We start from the raw sequence: 17,104 nt of genomic DNA on the forward strand, positions 1-17,104 counted from the left end.
TTGTTCTATCTCTGTCTTGTGAGCGGGCCTCTGTACTGCGCCAGGCCTCCCACCGTGTTGATAACTCTGTATCCATCCTCGCTCATGATGAGCGCAGCCTTCATGCTGCTCACCCCATGAGCACAGTATACCAGCAGATATTTGCTTTTGGGAAGAGTATACTCCCTCGCTTCTATCAACTCAAATGGAATATTTACCGCCATGGGGATGTGTCCCTCCAGAAATTCATCGCGGTCCCTGACATCCACTATTATGCCGCCCCTTGCAACAGCTTCACGTATGATGTTGCGTATGGGAATACTTGTGAATCCCATTTCTCCACCTCCTTCATACCGACAGAAAAACCTCTTCTGTTATATGATATGAAGGAAATGTCTCATCGACACAATAAAAACGAAGATCCCGGCAGGCGAAAAGCCAATTCCGTCTGTCGGGACCTTATAATTACTTCTTAAGCTGTGCAAGACGCTCGGCAACCTGCTCAGACATCTCAGTGTACTTGGCAAGCTTTGCCTTCTCCTCCTCAACCTTTGCGGCTGGGGCCTTGTCAACGAACTTTGGATTTGCAAGCATTCCTGATGCACGCTTGATCTCTCCGGCAAGCTTAGCAGCCTCCTTCTCAAGTCGCTCGATCTCCTTGTCGATATCCACAAGCTCCTCAAGAGGAATGTATACAGCGGCATCGTGGATCAGTGTTGATACTGCATTCTCATCGATTCCTGTCTTGTCCTCCTGAACGTGTACCTCGCTGGCATAACCCAGTGTGGCAAAGAAGCTCTTTGATGACTCAAATATATGTCTCACGTCCTCCTTTGCAGATACGACATATACCTTTGCCTTTCTGCTAGGTGGTACGTTCATTCCTGTACGAAGGTTTCTGATGGCACGGACTGCTGCCTTGATAGTGTCAACAGCGGCCTCGTCAGCCTCAAAGTTCCACTCGTCTGTGTACTCAGGCCACTTGGAGATCATGATCGACTCCTCCTCGTCCTGAATGTTGCAGAAGATCTCCTCTGTGATGAATGGCATGTATGGATGAAGAAGCTTAAGTGCCTGGATCAGAACTGTCTTAAGTGTCCAGAGTGCTGCTGCCTTTGTCTCATCCTCATCGTTGTAGAGACGAGGCTTAACCATCTCGATATACCAGTCACAGAACTCCTCCCAGATGAAGTCGTATACCTTGGATACAGCGATACCAAGCTCGAACTTCTCCATGTTGTCTGTCATCTCTTTTGCAAGTGTGTTGACCTTGGACAGGATCCAGCGGTCAGCTATTGTCAGGTCTGACAGCTTCACATTTGTGAAATCTGCCTTCTCCATGTTCATCATGATGAAACGTGTTGCGTTCCAGATCTTATTTGCAAAGTTTCTGGAATTCTCAACTCTCTCCCAGTAGAAACGCATGTCGTTTCCAGGAGCATTTCCTGTTATAAGTGTCAGACGAAGGGCATCTGCACCGTACTTATCTATAACCTCAAGCGGGTCAATACCATTTCCAAGTGACTTACTCATCTTACGTCCCTGGTCGTCTCTTACAAGTCCGTGGATCAGCACATGCTTGAATGGGCTCTTGCCTGTCTGCTCAAGTGCTGAGAATACCATACGGATTACCCAGAAGAATATGATGTCGTATCCGGTTACAAGCACGCTTGTAGGATAGAAGTATTCATACTCAGGTGTCTTATCCGGCCAGCCAAGTGTTGAAAATGGCCACAGCGCAGATGAGAACCATGTATCGAGCGTATCCTCATCCTGTGTGAGATGTGTACATCCGCACTTTGGACATACTGTAGGTGTCTCACGGCTGACGATGGTCTCGCCGCACTCGTCACAGTACCATGCAGGGATTCTGTGTCCCCACCAGAGCTGTCTTGATATACACCAGTCACGGATGTTCTCAAGCCAGTGGATGTATGTCTTGTCGAACTGCTCAGGCACAAATGAGAGCTCATCTGTCTTGATGATGTCAAGAGCTGCCTGGCCCATCTCCTTCATGCGGACAAACCACTGAGGCTTGATCATAGGCTCTACAGTTGTCTTACATCTGTCATGTGTTCCTACGTTGTGGCTGTGTGGAACTACCTTTACGAGAAGTCCCAGTGCGTCAAGGTCTGCCACCATCTGCTTTCTTGCCTCGTAGCGGTCCATGCCTGCATACTTGCCTCCGAGCTCATTTATGGTTGCATCATCGTTCAGTATATTTATCTCCTCAAGATTGTGACGCTTTCCAACCTCGAAGTCGTTAGGGTCATGTGCAGGTGTGATCTTTACACATCCTGTTCCAAACTCCTTGTCAACATATGGATCTGCGATAACCGGAATCTGTCTGTCTGTAAGTGGCAGCTCCAACATCTTTCCTACTATATCTGTGTATCTCTCATCGTCAGGATTTACTGCAACGGCTGTATCTCCGAGAAGTGTCTCCGGTCTTGTGGTTGCTATCTCCACAAATCTTCCAGGCTCTCCAACTACAGGATAGTTGATATGCCAGAAGAATCCGTCCTGCTCCTCATGTATAACCTCAGCATCTGATATGGAAGTCTTACATACAGGACACCAGTTGATGATCCTTGAGCCCTTGTAGATGTAGCCCTTCTCGTACAGTCTTACAAATACTTCCTTGACTGCCTTGGAACATCCCTCGTCCATGGTAAATCGCTCTCTGTCCCAGTCCGCGGATGAACCCATCTTCTTGAGCTGGCTCACGATACGATTGCCGTACTCCTCCTTCCATGCCCATGCATGCTTTAAGAACTCCTCACGGCCGATCTCTTTCTTATCTATTCCCTGCTCCTTCAGCTTCTCTGTAACCTTGACCTCGGTTGCGATGGCTGCGTGGTCTGTACCAGGCTGCCACAGTGCTGAGTAACCCTGCATTCTCTTGAATCTGATAAGTATATCCTGCATGGTATTGTCCAGGGCATGTCCCATGTGGAGCTGTCCTGTTACATTTGGAGGCGGCATTACGATCGTAAATGGCTTCTTGCTCCTGTCAACCTCTGCGTGGAAATACTTCTTCTCCTCCCACTTTCTGTAGAGTCTGTCCTCTATCTGGGAAGGATCATATGTCTTCTCTAACTCTTTCATCTCATTCTTCCTTTCTATTGTTACTGATTTCTTACTGTTTGATAAATCCGGACCGGACTTTTTACCCCGGAGCTTTCTTATTCCCTATGCACTGCACAAAAAAACCCGCTCTCCGGACATTCTGTCAGAAGGGCGAGTAAATATTCGCGTTACCACCTTGTTTTGTATCTCATCTTATCCTATAACGGGAACGCCCCGGCATGGCTTATCCTTGTTAATTATCTTTCAGCCATGCAGCTCAGAAGCTACCTTCACAAGTCTCTGTCAGGAACGGTCTCACAGCCCACGAACCATTCTCTCTGTCTGACTCCACATGCTACTCCTCTTCGTCACAGCATTTGCATATATCTTCTTTATTCATTGTGATAGTACAACATAGGCTGGCTGTACGTCAAGCACAAAGTCATCCTATCTGGTTTCTGAACTGATCCTTGAGTGCACTCAGGATGGAATTCATACGCCTGTCATAGTCCTCTATGTCGCCGTGCATTCTGTTGTACACAGCCTTCTGGACTTTGTTGTATATGGACATCTCATGTACATCCTCCTTTGAATCAGCGATCTCGTTCATCAGATCGTCCAGGAATCCGGCCGGCATACCGCGCTTTCTTATCTCCCTCTGGAGTGTCGCCGTGTCCACCGTCACCGCCATTACACAGAAGTATTCTATCAATGACTCATTGTTCTTATTCAGCGCAAATGCTCTGATGAAAGCATCCTTTGCCTCCTCAAGCTGAAGATTGCCCGCCAGCGCAACGCCTTTGTTGTGATATATATTTCCAAGGAACTCATCGTACTCACCATGTGACTCCTTGTACTCTATGATGTCATCGTATATGGCGTCAGCCTTGATGTAATGCTTGTACATCATGTAGCTGTCAGCTCTCTTCTTGTCCAGCTCATACGGCTTGAGAGTCCTGATCCTCTTGCACTCGTCCATGAATTCCTTCACTTCATCCTTGCTGTAGAACTCACCAAATGTAAGTATCTCCACCATGATATCCTGGATATACGCATTCTTGGCATTGAGCGCGTCTATCTTGTCCGCAAGATCCTCCATGTCTATGGCCGTTCTCAGCCAGTTGCTGAGTCTGTCCGCAAGGTCGTCTTTACCTATGAGCACCATATTGTTGAATATGTAGTAGCACAGCTCCTCATATGAATATATGGTTATCTTCGTATTGAGGAATGTGTACGGATTGTCCGCTGTCTTTGTCTTACAAATAATAATTCCACTCATATGTGTATCACTCTCCCGGATCAAAATGCTGTCCTCTGAGGTATGACGGGATGCTGAACGCACTCTGCTCATACTCATCGGAATCTTCGTCATCCAGATCCTCTTCATCTATGGTTTCTTCATCGTCCGGCTCTGACTCGTCGATCTCAGTCTCGCTGTCATCTGCATCGTCTGTAATGTCATCTGATTCTGATTCGTCATCATCTACCTCATATGCAGCATCCACAGATTTCGTTTCGTCATCATCTACCTCATATGCAGCATCCACTGATTCCGTTTCGTCATCATCAATTTCATCTGAAATGTTCTCAGGATCAGAGACCGCATCATCTTCTAACTCTTCAGCCTCCGTCATATCCCCCGCATCGTCGTCAATCTCTTCCACAACATCCTCTGCTTCCGTTCCGAAATCATCCGGCTCTTCCACAGTCTCCGGCTCCACAGGTGACGCTGTTCCGTAATATACCACAGGCTCTTCATGTACCTCCGGCTCGGCTTCCACCGTCTTTGCATTACCATGCTCCACCGCCGGATCTTCGCCTCTCAGTTCCTCGGTGTCACCCATGCGTATCCTGAGCTCCTCTTCCCTTCGCGCCGCCTCAAGCTTCTCCGCATGCTTTCTCCTGATGGCTCCTATGTCAAATTCTTTTCTGTATATCTTATTTGTGGTAGGATACAAACTTCCAAATCCAAGATCACGGATGACTATGGCGCCCTTATCCGCACCATAATACTCCACGGATATCGACAGCTTTGTCGTCTTCTTTGGTCTCGCCGGAAGTCCGTATATCTCCACAGTCTCCCGCCATTCTTCCTCAGTCAGTATGTCCTGGTATACAATCTGTATCCTTCTTGTGTTGTCGAGGAATACCTCTATGCTTCCGCGGGTGTTGAACCACTCAAGCCCGCCGTATGCTATCGGCCAAAATGTCTTTTTCTCATCCATGAGATTTATTCCGATATTTGTCTTGACCGTCTGCTCCGTATCTATAAAATATCTGCTGAGCGCCTCCGTGTACACACCGCCAAGCGATCTGTAACATGCACCCTTTGTATATATATTCTGTCCAACAAATACCCTTCTGCCCTGACACAGGACCGCCGCCGACTGCTTCATCCAGTTGTCAGCAAATCCTATTCCCGTGAGGAATACAGAGGATATAAACACCTGTGACATACATTCCTTAACTATATCCGCAAATGCCTCATCCATATCCTCATGGTATTTTCCAAATCTTTTCATGTTCATCCTGTCATGGAAGTTCACATGCTCAACGGTCACTATCAAAGGATATTTCCTTGTCATATCTATCCTGTAAAAATCCAGCCCGCTCCTGCCGAAATCAAACAGTCCCACGCTGTTATTCCTGAGCGGCTCAGGCTGTGCAAATATATAGCACAGGCCACTGTCAAGATGGCTCACTATATTAAACTGGTCATGGGTCAGACGGAGTGCCGACTTAAGTCCTCTGACTGCAGCTATGATGCGCGGATCTGTGTCAGCCACTGTGACTGTCAGTTTCTTTATCACAAAACTCTCAAACTGCTCGGTAAACTGTCTTATATGCAGTATCATCATCTTCACAAGAAGATCTCCCGCCTTATAATTACGCCCCGCAACTTCTATATTCTCATTTCTCAGGGTACGCTCATACACCTGATCCACAACCGTTCCATTTTCCTCGAACCTGCAGGCTGAAGCCTTCGCCCCTGCACACCAGCCAGCCAGATCTATGAACTTGTAAGCTTCACTCTGTCCGTCATCCGACTTTTTGTTGTACGCGCTGTAGAACATGATGTTAGGGAGCATATATGTATCCCTCGCCTCCTTGTGGTACACCGATTCCGGCTCCCGCGTGTCAACATTATAATAACTAAGCTGTGTATATTCCGGGCCAAGATCCAGACCCAGATATAACTGTGTGTCAGACATAAATTATGCCCCTCCTTGTGAAAAATCAAAAAGTTAAAGCAACATCAAATTGGCGTCGAAGAAATGGCTGTTGTACAGATATGTGTCCATTGCCTGTATGAGCTCATGGTCATTTCTTGTCTCCTGGCTAACCAGCATGCTATTGATAAGTTCAAAGCTGCTGCTTCCATCCTTATGGAATGTCTCATTTTTGAGTATGTCGCTCTCAACCACGACTGAAGTTCCAACCACTCCATCGATGGAGTAGACAAGCGACTCTCCGTGGAATACGACAACTTCCTTAACATACACTCCCGGAATTATCTCATTCATCCTCTCGGATTTGTAGTTTGCCATACTGCTGCTCTCCTGTCCAAAGCTGTAGCTGACCCATACCTGCTTTCCGCTTTCACCCTTGAATATGACATATGTCTTGAATCTCATATCCCCTGGCAGCTTTACGATCGACTCAAATTTTCTGAAGAACGGAAGTATCTTGCTGTATTCTATAAACTGTTTTACATTTGCCTTGATCCATTCCTGCTGCTCCTCAGTGTATCGTCCACTTCGGTTGCTAAAATAATACAGCAGGCTCATTCTGGATATCTCGTCCTTTATATTGCCCTTGGCGATCTCCTTGTACAGATCCTCCATTATATATGAAGGGATCTTCTGATCCTTTATAAAATACTGGTGCGCGCAATATCTGAGGAAAGCTTTCACCACCATGCCTCGGCTGCGGCCGCGATAGTACACCTCAAATATATCGTATATGGACTCTATATATCCGTCCGCGAACATCATCTGTGCGAGTATGTTCTCAGACAGCATATCAATATTTCTGTAATTTGAATTGACCGACTTGAAGAGATTTGCCATCTCCTCGAGTGATCCGTTGTAATTGTTGATGAGATATGACAGTATCTTCTGTCCGGCGTACCCTCTCCTGTATATATACACGCATATGGATATGAGCAGCCTGCTCTCATCGTATCTCTTGTCATCGATTCCAAACTCGGCTATCTTGATCAGCTCATCTATATCCACATCCACATAGCCAAATCTGTACATTCCCTCAAATGCATTCTCATACATATCCAGAGCTATATAATATGTATTTATCCTGGAAGCATATGAAGGATCCACGTAATCCAGATCTATCTTGGACAAATATTTTCCGAGAATGTCCGCATCGAAATTCTCATGATAATACTCAACCATATGGGTAAGCGCTTCCTGTCTCACCCTGTAGCTCACCTCAGGGCAGAGTGCGATATCTCTGGCAAGATTTATCTCCTTTGCATCCCTGTGTGTAAATATATCTATATCGTTGTAGAGGAACAACAGGTATCTGTAATCCCTTGGACTGTACTCGTGACAAATGTCCAGATAGCTCCTCTCGTCTACGATCCTCTCCATTCTGTACTGTACGGTGCTCACATATCTGCCGCCGTTGTCATCCAGAAGTGTGACTATGGCAGACGGCGATATTATCTCTACATATGCCTCACCATTAACCACCGGAACCTTGACCTCTCCGCCAAGCTCACTGTGGGATACCAGTATGTGTGTTATATTCTCATTATCACACACGAACTTTCTCTTGAAGATTATGTTGATGAGCTTTGTGGCAAATTCCGGTTTCACCGTATCAGGATCAAGGAATTCATCGTATATGACTGTCAGGTCATCGCTCACATTCCCCTGAAGTATCATCTTCTCCATAAAACGCTCAATGGCAGGGACAAAATCCCTGTACACAGACTTCTGGTTCTCCTTGTTCATGATGACATTTGCATATATATACGCCAGCTCCTCGTCCGTCAAAACGTTCTTGTAACTGAAATATCTGAGTATGGCCTCAGGTATCTCATCGTAGTGGTTTTTGTCCATGCTCCTGATAAAGCATTCATTCAGACCAACATACTTGAGATCCTTGTCCGATGCGTCACTGTAATATCTGTGATAACACGGATCGTACATCTTATTCTTGATCAGTATTCCGCAAATGGCATCCAGAGTCGTCCTGTCATGCCTCATATCGTATATCTGCTCAAGCATCTTAAATGCCTGCTCGTCAAAATCCTTCTGTCTCGAAGCAGTCTTGACAAACTCCACGATGACATCCTCTGAGACAAATTCATTTCTCATGCCCCATCTGAGGGCTGCGATCTCAAGCGGTGCGATCTTCTTCATCATGAGCGGCTGCTTGTTGAACATGTCGCATATCTCAAAGTATATTACCGGACTGTTTACACCTGAGTTAAACAGCTTCTGTATATCCTCGTAGAGAACCCATTTGTCCTCTGTATAATTCACATCCACAAATAACAGTATCCAGAAATAGAACAGCCTGTTCTTGTCATTTGCCTCAAATCTTTCTCTGACCATGGCAGCAGTTCTGTCTATGATGAACTTCTCCCTGCGCAGAAGCGACTTCAGGTAACTGAGATAACACTTCTCCATGTCCTCCATGCTGGTGAAATTGGCGTCCGCATCTATTCTCAGGAATTCCTGCTCGACAAATTCTGTGTGTCCCTCCAGAATCTGCATATGAAGCAGTCCCAGCCTGTACATTCCATACTCCGGTCTGTATTTTATAAGGGTATTCAGGGCATCCCTGGTCTCCGCTATGTACTTCTTCAGATCGATCTTGTCCGTTCTGAAGTCAATATATGCACGGATCAGAGCCTCCTCCGCCCTCTTGATGGTGAATCTCGTCTGCCTGCTCTTTGGAGTCATCTTGATGACCTCAGGCTTTCTGATGCTCACCTGTATTCTCATATTCTGATACGTGTTCCATATATAAATGTAACCCGATGACTCCCCATCATGGATCTTCTGCGGATCTATGAGGAAACTGAGGTCAAATGTGTTGCCATCGAAGCTGTTCCACTTCAGCACGCTGGTCTCAGGTATGAGGAAATCGCAGTCCGATGCTATCTTGGTATTCGTGTAGCCCCAGGTGTTCTTGGTGATCGTAACCGATGCCCTGACCAATTCGGATGGCATCTCAACCAGCAGATCGTTCTGAGCCACGGACAGTGTGAGTGCCCTCTTCTTGTGTGTATACACAAGGAATTCCTCCATGGCCTGTCCTATGGACAGTGACATTCCCAGTGTGTCATACACCCTCTGAAGCTTTTCATCCCTGCCTATAAAAGTGCGCACAAAATCCTCGCTTCCGAATATCCTTATGGCATCCTCCCAGTTCTCCTCTGCATATGCTGCAAACTGGAACAGATCCTCGAGCTTCTTACCCTCGACCTGAATATATGGAGCGACTATAGCTATATGATAAGGGATGATAAACTCTCCCCCATCAGTGATTATATTTATATGACCCTTGAAGGATTTGCCTTGCTCGATTCCTCGGGCGTCAAATGAATAGCTGACTCTGTTCTTCCTGCCCACAAATGTGTGACTCTTGAAATCCAGTATATAGCGGCTGTCGTATACCATCAGTTTCACTGCACAACTGTTTGAAGAATCCACTGTAAACTCTCCATCATACACAGTTCCCGCCTCGATATTCAATTCTATCTTGCTGACTGATATGGCTACCGCTGGTCTGTCAACCTTAAACTCACCACGAGCATACTGTTCAACTATTCCCTTCATCGTCTGGTCTCCTGTATCTATTTCTATTGTCTTTTTGTCAAAAATCACTCATAGTGGTTGTATTTGAAGCTTCCAATCGGTATAATTGACAAAAAGACATATATTCAGATTATAACAAAATATTGTCTCTTTTTAAACAATATATACAGAAAAATAACTTAAAACAACTGAAAAAGGGGTTTTTTTATGAAAAATGGGGTTATCAATCTAAAAACAGAGAATCTCCTCAGTCAGGTCGAAACTGTTCGTGCAGATCTTAACATGAATCCACTGGGAGTTCCCGAATCTGTTACTAAAGCTATTGCAGACAACATGAGTCAGTTATCAGTATACCCTGATCACAACACAAAGAAATTAAAGGAGGCCATATCCGCATACTCCGGAGCAAAGACAGACGACATAATCGTCGGCGGTAGCTCCTATGAATTTGTCAAGATACTGTGCGAATTTACCTCGCCTAAGAAAGCTATCCTGATAACACCTGGAGCACAGAATTACGAAAAGCTGCTCTCTATGAACAGCTGTGAGATAATCTACTACTCCACACCTGAGGAGGAGGATTTCACCCTCGACATCGCAGATTTTATATCGAAGTTGTCAGAGGACATCGATATTATATTTATATCGAATCCTAATGGTACAACATCACAGATAATCGATGCAGAGTCTTTGGAATTTATAGCCAAGATATGCGATGGCAATAACATAACCATGGTCGTTGACGAGGAATACATGGATTTTGTTGATGATCTGGAGAGTAATTCTGCCATTCCTCTCACATCGGAATACGAGAATGTTATCGTGCTGCGAAACACAACGAAATTTTTTGCAGTTCCCGGACTCAGGCTGGCATATATGATCACATCGAATCCTGTTCTCAAGAAAACACTTGAGATCACCGGACTGCCATTTGCGATAGGCAAGCTTGTGGAGGCCGCCGGAGTCGCCATGTTCACCGACGAAAAATACATTGCCGAATCAAGAGAGCTCATCAGAACCGAGCGCAACCTTGTGTACTCGGCACTGTCCACCCACAAGTCGATCAAGCTGTACAAACCGGCCGCCAACTTCATACTGATCCGTATCCTGAGGGATGCTATTTCCGCGGGTGATGTGGTGGATTACTGCATGCCAAAGGGTCTTTATATACGAAGCTGTGCTGATATAGGCGGACTTGACAACAAATACATAAGATTCTGTTTTATGAATCCAAAACAGGATGACCTGCTGGTCAACACCGTGCTGGAAATAGTCTAGGAAATTACTGTTTTATTTACAGACAACATAATAATAGAAAAGGAGAATTTAAACTATGGAAAACATGACAACCAAGATCACATCGTCTTATAACAATGCACTGGACATCAAAGTAGTTGACGGACATTTTGCAACTAACCATTCCCACATCAACAGATACATCGATATGACAACCATCAAAAGCAGAAGAAAGATGGCTCTCGCTGCTGCCAAATCCATGGCTACAGAGTATGTTGCAACAACGATCGTTGACACCATCGTCTGCATGGACGGAACAGAGGTTATCGGTGCTTACCTTGCAAATGCCCTCACAGAGAACGGTATCGTGTCCATGAACCAGCACCAGACCATATACATCATGACACCTGAGGTTCATTCTTCAGGCCAGCTCATATTCCGTGACAACCTTCAGCCAATGATCAAGAACAAGAACGTTCTCCTTCTCCTTGCATCGGCAACCACCGGCAAGACAATCAAGCAGAGCATCGAATGTATTGAATACTACGGTGGAAGCATCTCAGGAATATCAGCTATCTTCTCAGCTACAGACGAGGTTGCAGGCCACGAGGTTCACTCTCTGTTCAGCAAGAAGGATATCGACGACTATGCTTCTTATTCCGTTGACGAGTGCCCTATGTGTAAGGCCGGCAAGAAGATAGAAGCCATTGTCAACAGCTATGGTTATTCGATGCTGTAATACCACAGAAACAACACAACCTTTCCCTCGCCGCTCACATAAACTAAAACGGCTGCCTCGATGGCATATGGCCTTTCTTACCGAAAACCACACACCATCAAGGCAGCCGCTTATTTTATATTATTCTATTTTCCAAGATAAAATTTCTTTGACCTTTTATGATATACGATCACTCCGGCCAGTGCACCGATCACCGCTGCCACAATAAACCATGCCCATATCGGCACATCTTTGATATTGTAGCATCTGATGTTGATCCACATCTGGTTGATATCCTTGGTGGCATCCTCATCGAAATACTCCATGACCGCACTTCTCTCTATGGCGTCCTGTGACGGATACTGAGCCCCAAGCTGTCTGTTGACCTGTTCCGCAGGAGCTCTGAGAACGTAGTCAGGATCTGAGTTGTCCCCTGTGAAGAAATATCCAAGTGGATAATCAACAACATCCTCCTCGTCATCTTCTGCACCATAAGTGTAATCCAGATAAGAATATACCGTATCGTCATCCCCACCTGCTATGACTGAGGTATAACCAATGTAATACATGTTGCGGACTGCATTGTCAGGTCTTGACACAAAGTTGATAAACGCCTCGGCCGCCTGCTTTCTGTCAGCGTCACCGTCTATTCCATTTTTCAGCATGACCCATCCGTCAAAGTACAGATTTGTGCACTCCTCAGGGACCGCAAAGTCAAGCTTCACACCATCCTCCTCAGCCTGATCCATGGCATAAACTGCATCTCCTGACCACTGGTAATTCGCGACAACCTTTCCTGTTATCATGTCTGCCTTACCGCTGTCAGTCTCAAATGAATACACATTATCCTTTATGTCCTGAAGAAGATCCTGTGACTTTGCTATAGTCTCAGGACTGACATCGTTCATGATATCCTTGAGCTGCTCTGAGTAATCATCCTGAGCCCTGAATTCAGTGTCCATCAGCTTGTCTCTCTGCAGTGCTCCGACTGCGGCAAAGTAGGAATCTCTGACATTGTCTTTTATGGTGATCTGTTTTGCAAACTTAGGGTTGTTGAGGACTGTCCATGTTCCCGCCTCGTCAGCAGTCATCTTCTCCGGATTGTACAGAATTCCCGTAATTCCAAACATGAAGCCAGCCGCATATTTGCTCCAGGTCTCACCATTTATCTCATGAGTCTCAAATGTATCTCGAATATATGGCGACACACCATTTATATAATAATTCTTGTCGTTGTTCTCATCGAAAAAGCCATCAGATAAAGGCTCAAGCTTGTTCTCAGACATAAGCTTCATGATCATGTACTCCGAAGGACATACAAGATCATACACATCGCCGAGAGTCAGCATATTATAGAGATCCTCATTGGTGCCGAAGCACGAATACTGAACATTCACCTTCACACCATAATTCTCGTAATACCAGTTCTCGAAATCCTCCACCATGGAATTCTCACCAAATATAGTTGTTCCATTGTCCAGTTCCAGGGCTTCGTCTTCATCCCAGCCACCCTCGTCAATGTACTCTTCCCAGCTGCACACCCTGAGAGTGACCTCTTTTTCAGTAGCAGATGCGCCGTCACTCTTGACAGAAGCAGCATCTCCTATATCCTCCGCTGCCATTACCGGCAGCATCTGTCCGGCAAGCAATGAAACAGCCATGACTGCTGCCGCCAGCTTTCTGGAAATCGAACGTCCAAAACATATATGTCTTATCATCGCTCCACCTCCTTCTTTCTTCCGGCCACATTCATAGCCACAACGATTATGACAACCAGTGCAAAAATGACTGTTGAGAGCGCCCACAGGGCTGTCTTAACTTCCGTCTGTGAACCCTTTGTCGCATTTACAACGTAAGTACTTATGGTGTCAAATGTCGCAGGCTTGGTGTATGTCGCGATGAAGTAATCATCCAGTGACAGTGTAACAGCCAGCGCAAATCCCGAGATAATACCCGGAAGTATCTGAGGTATCACTACCTTTGTGAGTCCCTGGAAAGGTGTAGCTCCCAGATCTAACGCAGCCTCATACAGACTGCTGTCCATCTGCTTGAGCTTTGGCACTACCGACAGATATACGAAAGGTGCCGACAAAACCACATGGCCGATGACAAGCGGAACATAGCTGTCCTTGCTCATGCCGAATGCAACTATGAGCAGTATACATATAGAGAAACCTGTCACAACATCTGCATTTACAACAGGCACCTCATTCATGGCATTTATCGATGCTGAAGCCCATTTTTTTGAATAAAAAGCACCTATGGCACCGAGTGTTCCTAGAATGGTTGCTATCAGTGCTGAACCGGCAGCCAGAAGAACAGTTCCAACGATCATTGACCTCAGCTCATCTTTGGTGAACAGAGTCACATAATTGTGGAGCGACCATCCGTGAATGCTTCCGATATTTGCCGATGTCGTAAAGCTGTACACAGCCAGTATCAGTATAGGCATATATATGAGAAGCAGCATAATGCATATAAATATAATCTTAGACCATTTCTTCATTATAACAACGCACCTCCTCTGCTTCCACCGTCGTCATCCGTGTACTTGTTTGTCACAAGTGTGAATACAAGTATTATCACAAGAAGGACGAGTGCTATCATGGAACCGCCGTTCCAGTTGTATGCTGAGAAGTAGCTTCCTATCAGACTACCCATGATGTATGTGCTGTTGTAAAGCATGTCAAGCACAACATAGTTAGTCATAGATGGTAAAAATACCATAACTATTCCGCTGACGATTCCCGGAACGGTGAGCGGAAGTGTGACCTTGACAAATGTCTGGAAGCTATTTGCCCCAAGATCCACAGCAGCCTCCATAAGACTGCCATCAAGCTTCAATATGGTTGTGTATATAGGAAGTATCATAAATGGCAGGAAATCATATGTCATTCCTATAACCGAATTGAGAAACGGGTGGAATGCCAGATTGCCCTCTATAACCGTGAGCACTTCCTTGAGTGCTGTGATCCTCAGTGTGAAGTTGATCCACATCGGGAGCACGAACATCATGACAATTACCGATTTCCTTTTCATCTCACTTCTCGCAAGTATATATGCGATCGGATATGCCAGCAGCAGACACACCAAAGTAGTCGCTATGGCAAGCAAAAAGCTGTATGCCAGAGTACCTATGGTGTTCGGGCTGGTAAAGAATCCCGTCAGATTGTCAAATGTAAACCTGCCCTCGCCGTTGGTGAAGGCATAATAAATAATTACAAACAGTGGTGCAACTACAAAGCATATGAGAAATAATGCGTATGGGATGCCCAGCTGTTTTCTTGAAAAACGTAAGCCGTTCATGTTCATCCCTCCATCTATTTCTTAAGTGAAAACTTCATCTTATCCTCTGGAATTATCAGGCTGACTCTGTCCTCCATGTTCCACAGGTACTCGTCATCCACGATAAAGTCCTCCTCATTGTCAGTTCTCACCACATAGCTGTAGTGGTCTCCCTTATATATAAGATTGATGATATGTCCGCAGATTATACCAGCTTCCTCGTCATCACTCATGTCGATATCCTCTGGAAGTATAGATACTATTACCTTGATCTTCTCACGGTCTATCGCCTCACCATTTGCATCCACCAGCACGCCATCCTTCATGGCTGAACCCGGAACGATCTCCGTGAGGTCGCATGATACCTTACCGTCAAATACGCCGAGGGCATAATTTCTATTGACTGAGCTCTCAATCTTGTTGATTGCAGTCTCCGATATCATGATGTGTATTCCATCAGGTTCAACATTGAGGCCAACCTTGTCTCCAACCTTGGCGGACTTTGTGGTCTGAATAACTATCTCATTCCTTCCGGACTCAACGGTGATCTCATAGTGTACACCCTTGAACACAACAGATGTCACAACTCCCTTTACAGCGCCCTGTTCAGGTGTAGTGATCATCACATCTTCCGGTCTTACTACGGCATCCACCTTTGTTCCAATCTCCACGTCATCCAGACAGACAAATTCTGCACCACAGAATCTTACCTTTAACTTGCCCGTCATAATTCCGTTGAAGATGTTACTCTCGCCTATGAAATCCGCAACAAATGCATTCTTTGGCTCATTATATATATCTTCAGGAGTTCCTATCTGCTGTATCTCACCCTCGCTCATGACAACTATCTTGTCTGACATGGTGAGTGCTTCCTCCTGGTCATGTGTTACATAGATAAAAGTGATTCCCAGCCTGTCATGCATTCCCTTGAGCTCTATCTGCATCTCTTTTCTCATCTTGAGATCCAGTGCGCCAAGAGGCTCATCCAGAAGAAGTATCTCTGGCTCATTGACAAGAGCTCTCGCTATAGCTATTCTCTGCTGCTGTCCACCCGAAAGCGTGGCGACTTTTCTGTCCTCAAAGCCCTCAAGGTCAACCATTTCAAGGACCTTCTTGACCTTCTTCACGATCTCTGCCTTAGGAAGCTTCTTGAGCTTGAGGCCAAATGCTATGTTGTCAAAGATATTCAGATGTGGGAACAGCGCATACCTCTGAAAGACCGTGTTGATAGGTCTCTTATTTGGTGGAAGCTTGCTGATATCCTGTCCATTCAGTAATATCTCTCCTGAAGTAGGAATCTCGAATCCTGCTATCATTCTAAGTGTCGTGGTTTTTCCGCAGCCTGAAGGGCCTAAGAACGTGACGAACTCGCCTCTCTTCACTTCGAGGTTAAAGCCGTCAACTGCTGTGAATCCATTGTCATAGGTCTTGACAATGTTTTTCAATTCAATGATATTGTTGGAATTATTGTTGTTTTTTTCCATTTATTTCCTCCTTAAGTATCATGACATACTCCGTCACTTACTTACAGTGCCCCAACAAAGCGCATTTGTCATCTGCCATTCCAAATGGACGACAAGAGCGACCGCCCCGCCGTCAGCGGACAACAAATCCACGCTCCATGTATCACTGCTGTATATCTCACCAGCCCGGGGAGCAAATAACGAAAAGCCTATCTGATAGCTCTCCTCGCATGAGCACAACTTTATCTTGCCCTCATACTGTCGGGGAATCAAAAACATGTTAAGAAAAAACCCCTTTATGATACCGGGTGATGGCATGGATCACGGTTAGTAGCCCTATCCACCTGCCTCTCCATGTCGAGATACATTTTAAGGCACGGTATCCAGGGTAAAATAGCTAACAGACTTCCTATTTTTCCCAAAATCCATGAAGATCATTCTGCATTTTATGCAGAAAAATCGACCCTGTCTCCAAACATTCCGCATATTCGCGGCTGCATCCCTGCAATTTGAAACAAAGTCGATTTATTCTAACATATAATCATTGGTAATGATATATATTT

Annotated in this window: 12 protein-coding genes and 1 other annotated feature; of the genes, 2 read left to right on the plus strand and 10 right to left on the minus strand. The window is 45.5% G+C overall.

Annotation, left to right across the window (positions count from 1 at the left end):
• Window positions 1-5: 5 nt before the first annotated feature.
• The 5 genes from DXB91_RS10745 to DXB91_RS10765 form a co-directional block, all read right to left on the minus strand.
• A complete protein-coding gene (locus DXB91_RS10745; protein WP_117875111.1) occupies window positions 6-314 on the minus strand; it encodes a rhodanese-like domain-containing protein in 309 nt (102 codons plus the stop codon).
• 130 nt (window positions 315-444) lie between these two features.
• Window positions 445-3,087 (minus strand): valine--tRNA ligase, encoded by a 2,643-nt coding sequence (locus DXB91_RS10750; protein ID WP_022217547.1) that lies wholly within the window; start codon window positions 3,085-3,087, stop codon window positions 445-447.
• A 125-nt stretch (window positions 3,088-3,212) separates the two neighbouring features.
• Window positions 3,213-3,429 (minus strand) — a binding site (T-box leader).
• Window positions 3,430-3,490: 61 nt separating this feature from the next.
• On the minus strand, window positions 3,491-4,327 hold the full coding sequence (locus DXB91_RS10755; RefSeq protein WP_117549702.1) for a hypothetical protein: 837 nt from the start codon (window positions 4,325-4,327) through the stop codon (window positions 3,491-3,493).
• 7 nt (window positions 4,328-4,334) lie between these two features.
• Window positions 4,335-6,260, minus strand: a complete 1,926-nt coding sequence (locus DXB91_RS10760) for a DUF5716 family protein (RefSeq protein WP_118017957.1) — start codon at window positions 6,258-6,260, stop codon at window positions 4,335-4,337.
• Window positions 6,261-6,293: 33 nt separating this feature from the next.
• Entirely contained in the window at window positions 6,294-9,860 is a 3,567-nt protein-coding gene (locus DXB91_RS10765; protein ID WP_022217545.1) for a DUF5717 family protein, read from the minus strand.
• Between the two features lie 186 nt (window positions 9,861-10,046).
• On the opposite strand from DXB91_RS10765, the gene DXB91_RS10770 reads away from it, so the two are divergent.
• Window positions 10,047-11,117: a pyridoxal phosphate-dependent aminotransferase gene (locus tag DXB91_RS10770; protein WP_117875107.1), complete on the plus strand. Its 1,071-nt coding sequence runs from the start codon at window positions 10,047-10,049 to the stop codon at window positions 11,115-11,117.
• 55 nt (window positions 11,118-11,172) lie between these two features.
• Complete coding sequence (locus tag DXB91_RS10775) at window positions 11,173-11,814, plus strand: phosphoribosyltransferase (RefSeq protein ID WP_022217543.1); 642 nt, start codon at window positions 11,173-11,175, stop codon at window positions 11,812-11,814.
• Window positions 11,815-11,939: 125 nt separating this feature from the next.
• Here DXB91_RS10775 and DXB91_RS10780 read toward each other — a convergent pair whose 3' ends face one another.
• Genes DXB91_RS10780 through DXB91_RS10800 form a run of 5 tightly spaced genes read right to left on the minus strand, consistent with a single transcriptional unit; the run spans window position 11,940 to window position 16,820 of the window.
• Window positions 11,940-13,511 (minus strand): extracellular solute-binding protein, encoded by a 1,572-nt coding sequence (locus tag DXB91_RS10780; protein WP_117875105.1) that lies wholly within the window; start codon window positions 13,509-13,511, stop codon window positions 11,940-11,942.
• On the minus strand, window positions 13,508-14,299 hold the full coding sequence (locus tag DXB91_RS10785; protein WP_055146251.1) for an ABC transporter permease: 792 nt from the start codon (window positions 14,297-14,299) through the stop codon (window positions 13,508-13,510). The genes DXB91_RS10780 and DXB91_RS10785 overlap by 4 nt, the downstream gene beginning before the upstream one ends.
• Window positions 14,299-15,099: an ABC transporter permease gene (locus DXB91_RS10790; protein WP_004850757.1), complete on the minus strand. Its 801-nt coding sequence runs from the start codon at window positions 15,097-15,099 to the stop codon at window positions 14,299-14,301. Before DXB91_RS10790 ends, DXB91_RS10785 begins: the two co-directional genes overlap by 1 nt.
• A gap of 14 nt (window positions 15,100-15,113) precedes the next feature.
• Window positions 15,114-16,562: a polyamine ABC transporter ATP-binding protein gene (gene potA / locus DXB91_RS10795; protein WP_015534263.1), complete on the minus strand. Its 1,449-nt coding sequence runs from the start codon at window positions 16,560-16,562 to the stop codon at window positions 15,114-15,116.
• Window positions 16,563-16,595: 33 nt separating this feature from the next.
• A complete protein-coding gene (locus DXB91_RS10800; RefSeq protein WP_015534264.1) occupies window positions 16,596-16,820 on the minus strand; it encodes a hypothetical protein in 225 nt (74 codons plus the stop codon).
• Between the last annotated feature and the right edge of the window lie 284 nt (window positions 16,821-17,104).

It is taken from the genome of Coprococcus sp. OM06-34AC (assembly GCF_003462545.1).
Taxonomy (GTDB): domain Bacteria; phylum Bacillota; class Clostridia; order Lachnospirales; family Lachnospiraceae; genus Coprococcus; species Coprococcus aceti.

Coding starts and splice junctions, on each gene's coding strand:
- DXB91_RS10745 (WP_117875111.1), bottom strand. CDS start 314: ATGGGATTCACAAGTATTCCCATACGCAACATCATACGTGAAGCTGTT.
- DXB91_RS10750 (WP_022217547.1), bottom strand. CDS start 3,087: ATGAAAGAGTTAGAGAAGACATATGATCCTTCCCAGATAGAGGACAGA.
- DXB91_RS10755 (WP_117549702.1), bottom strand. CDS start 4,327: ATGAGTGGAATTATTATTTGTAAGACAAAGACAGCGGACAATCCGTAC.
- DXB91_RS10760 (WP_118017957.1), bottom strand. CDS start 6,260: ATGTCTGACACACAGTTATATCTGGGTCTGGATCTTGGCCCGGAATAT.
- DXB91_RS10765 (WP_022217545.1), bottom strand. CDS start 9,860: ATGAAGGGAATAGTTGAACAGTATGCTCGTGGTGAGTTTAAGGTTGAC.
- DXB91_RS10770 (WP_117875107.1), top strand. CDS start 10,047: ATGAAAAATGGGGTTATCAATCTAAAAACAGAGAATCTCCTCAGTCAG.
- DXB91_RS10775 (WP_022217543.1), top strand. CDS start 11,173: ATGGAAAACATGACAACCAAGATCACATCGTCTTATAACAATGCACTG.
- DXB91_RS10780 (WP_117875105.1), bottom strand. CDS start 13,511: ATGATAAGACATATATGTTTTGGACGTTCGATTTCCAGAAAGCTGGCG.
- DXB91_RS10785 (WP_055146251.1), bottom strand. CDS start 14,299: ATGAAGAAATGGTCTAAGATTATATTTATATGCATTATGCTGCTTCTC.
- DXB91_RS10790 (WP_004850757.1), bottom strand. CDS start 15,099: ATGAACGGCTTACGTTTTTCAAGAAAACAGCTGGGCATCCCATACGCA.
- potA (WP_015534263.1), bottom strand. CDS start 16,562: ATGGAAAAAAACAACAATAATTCCAACAATATCATTGAATTGAAAAAC.
- DXB91_RS10800 (WP_015534264.1), bottom strand. CDS start 16,820: ATGTTTTTGATTCCCCGACAGTATGAGGGCAAGATAAAGTTGTGCTCA.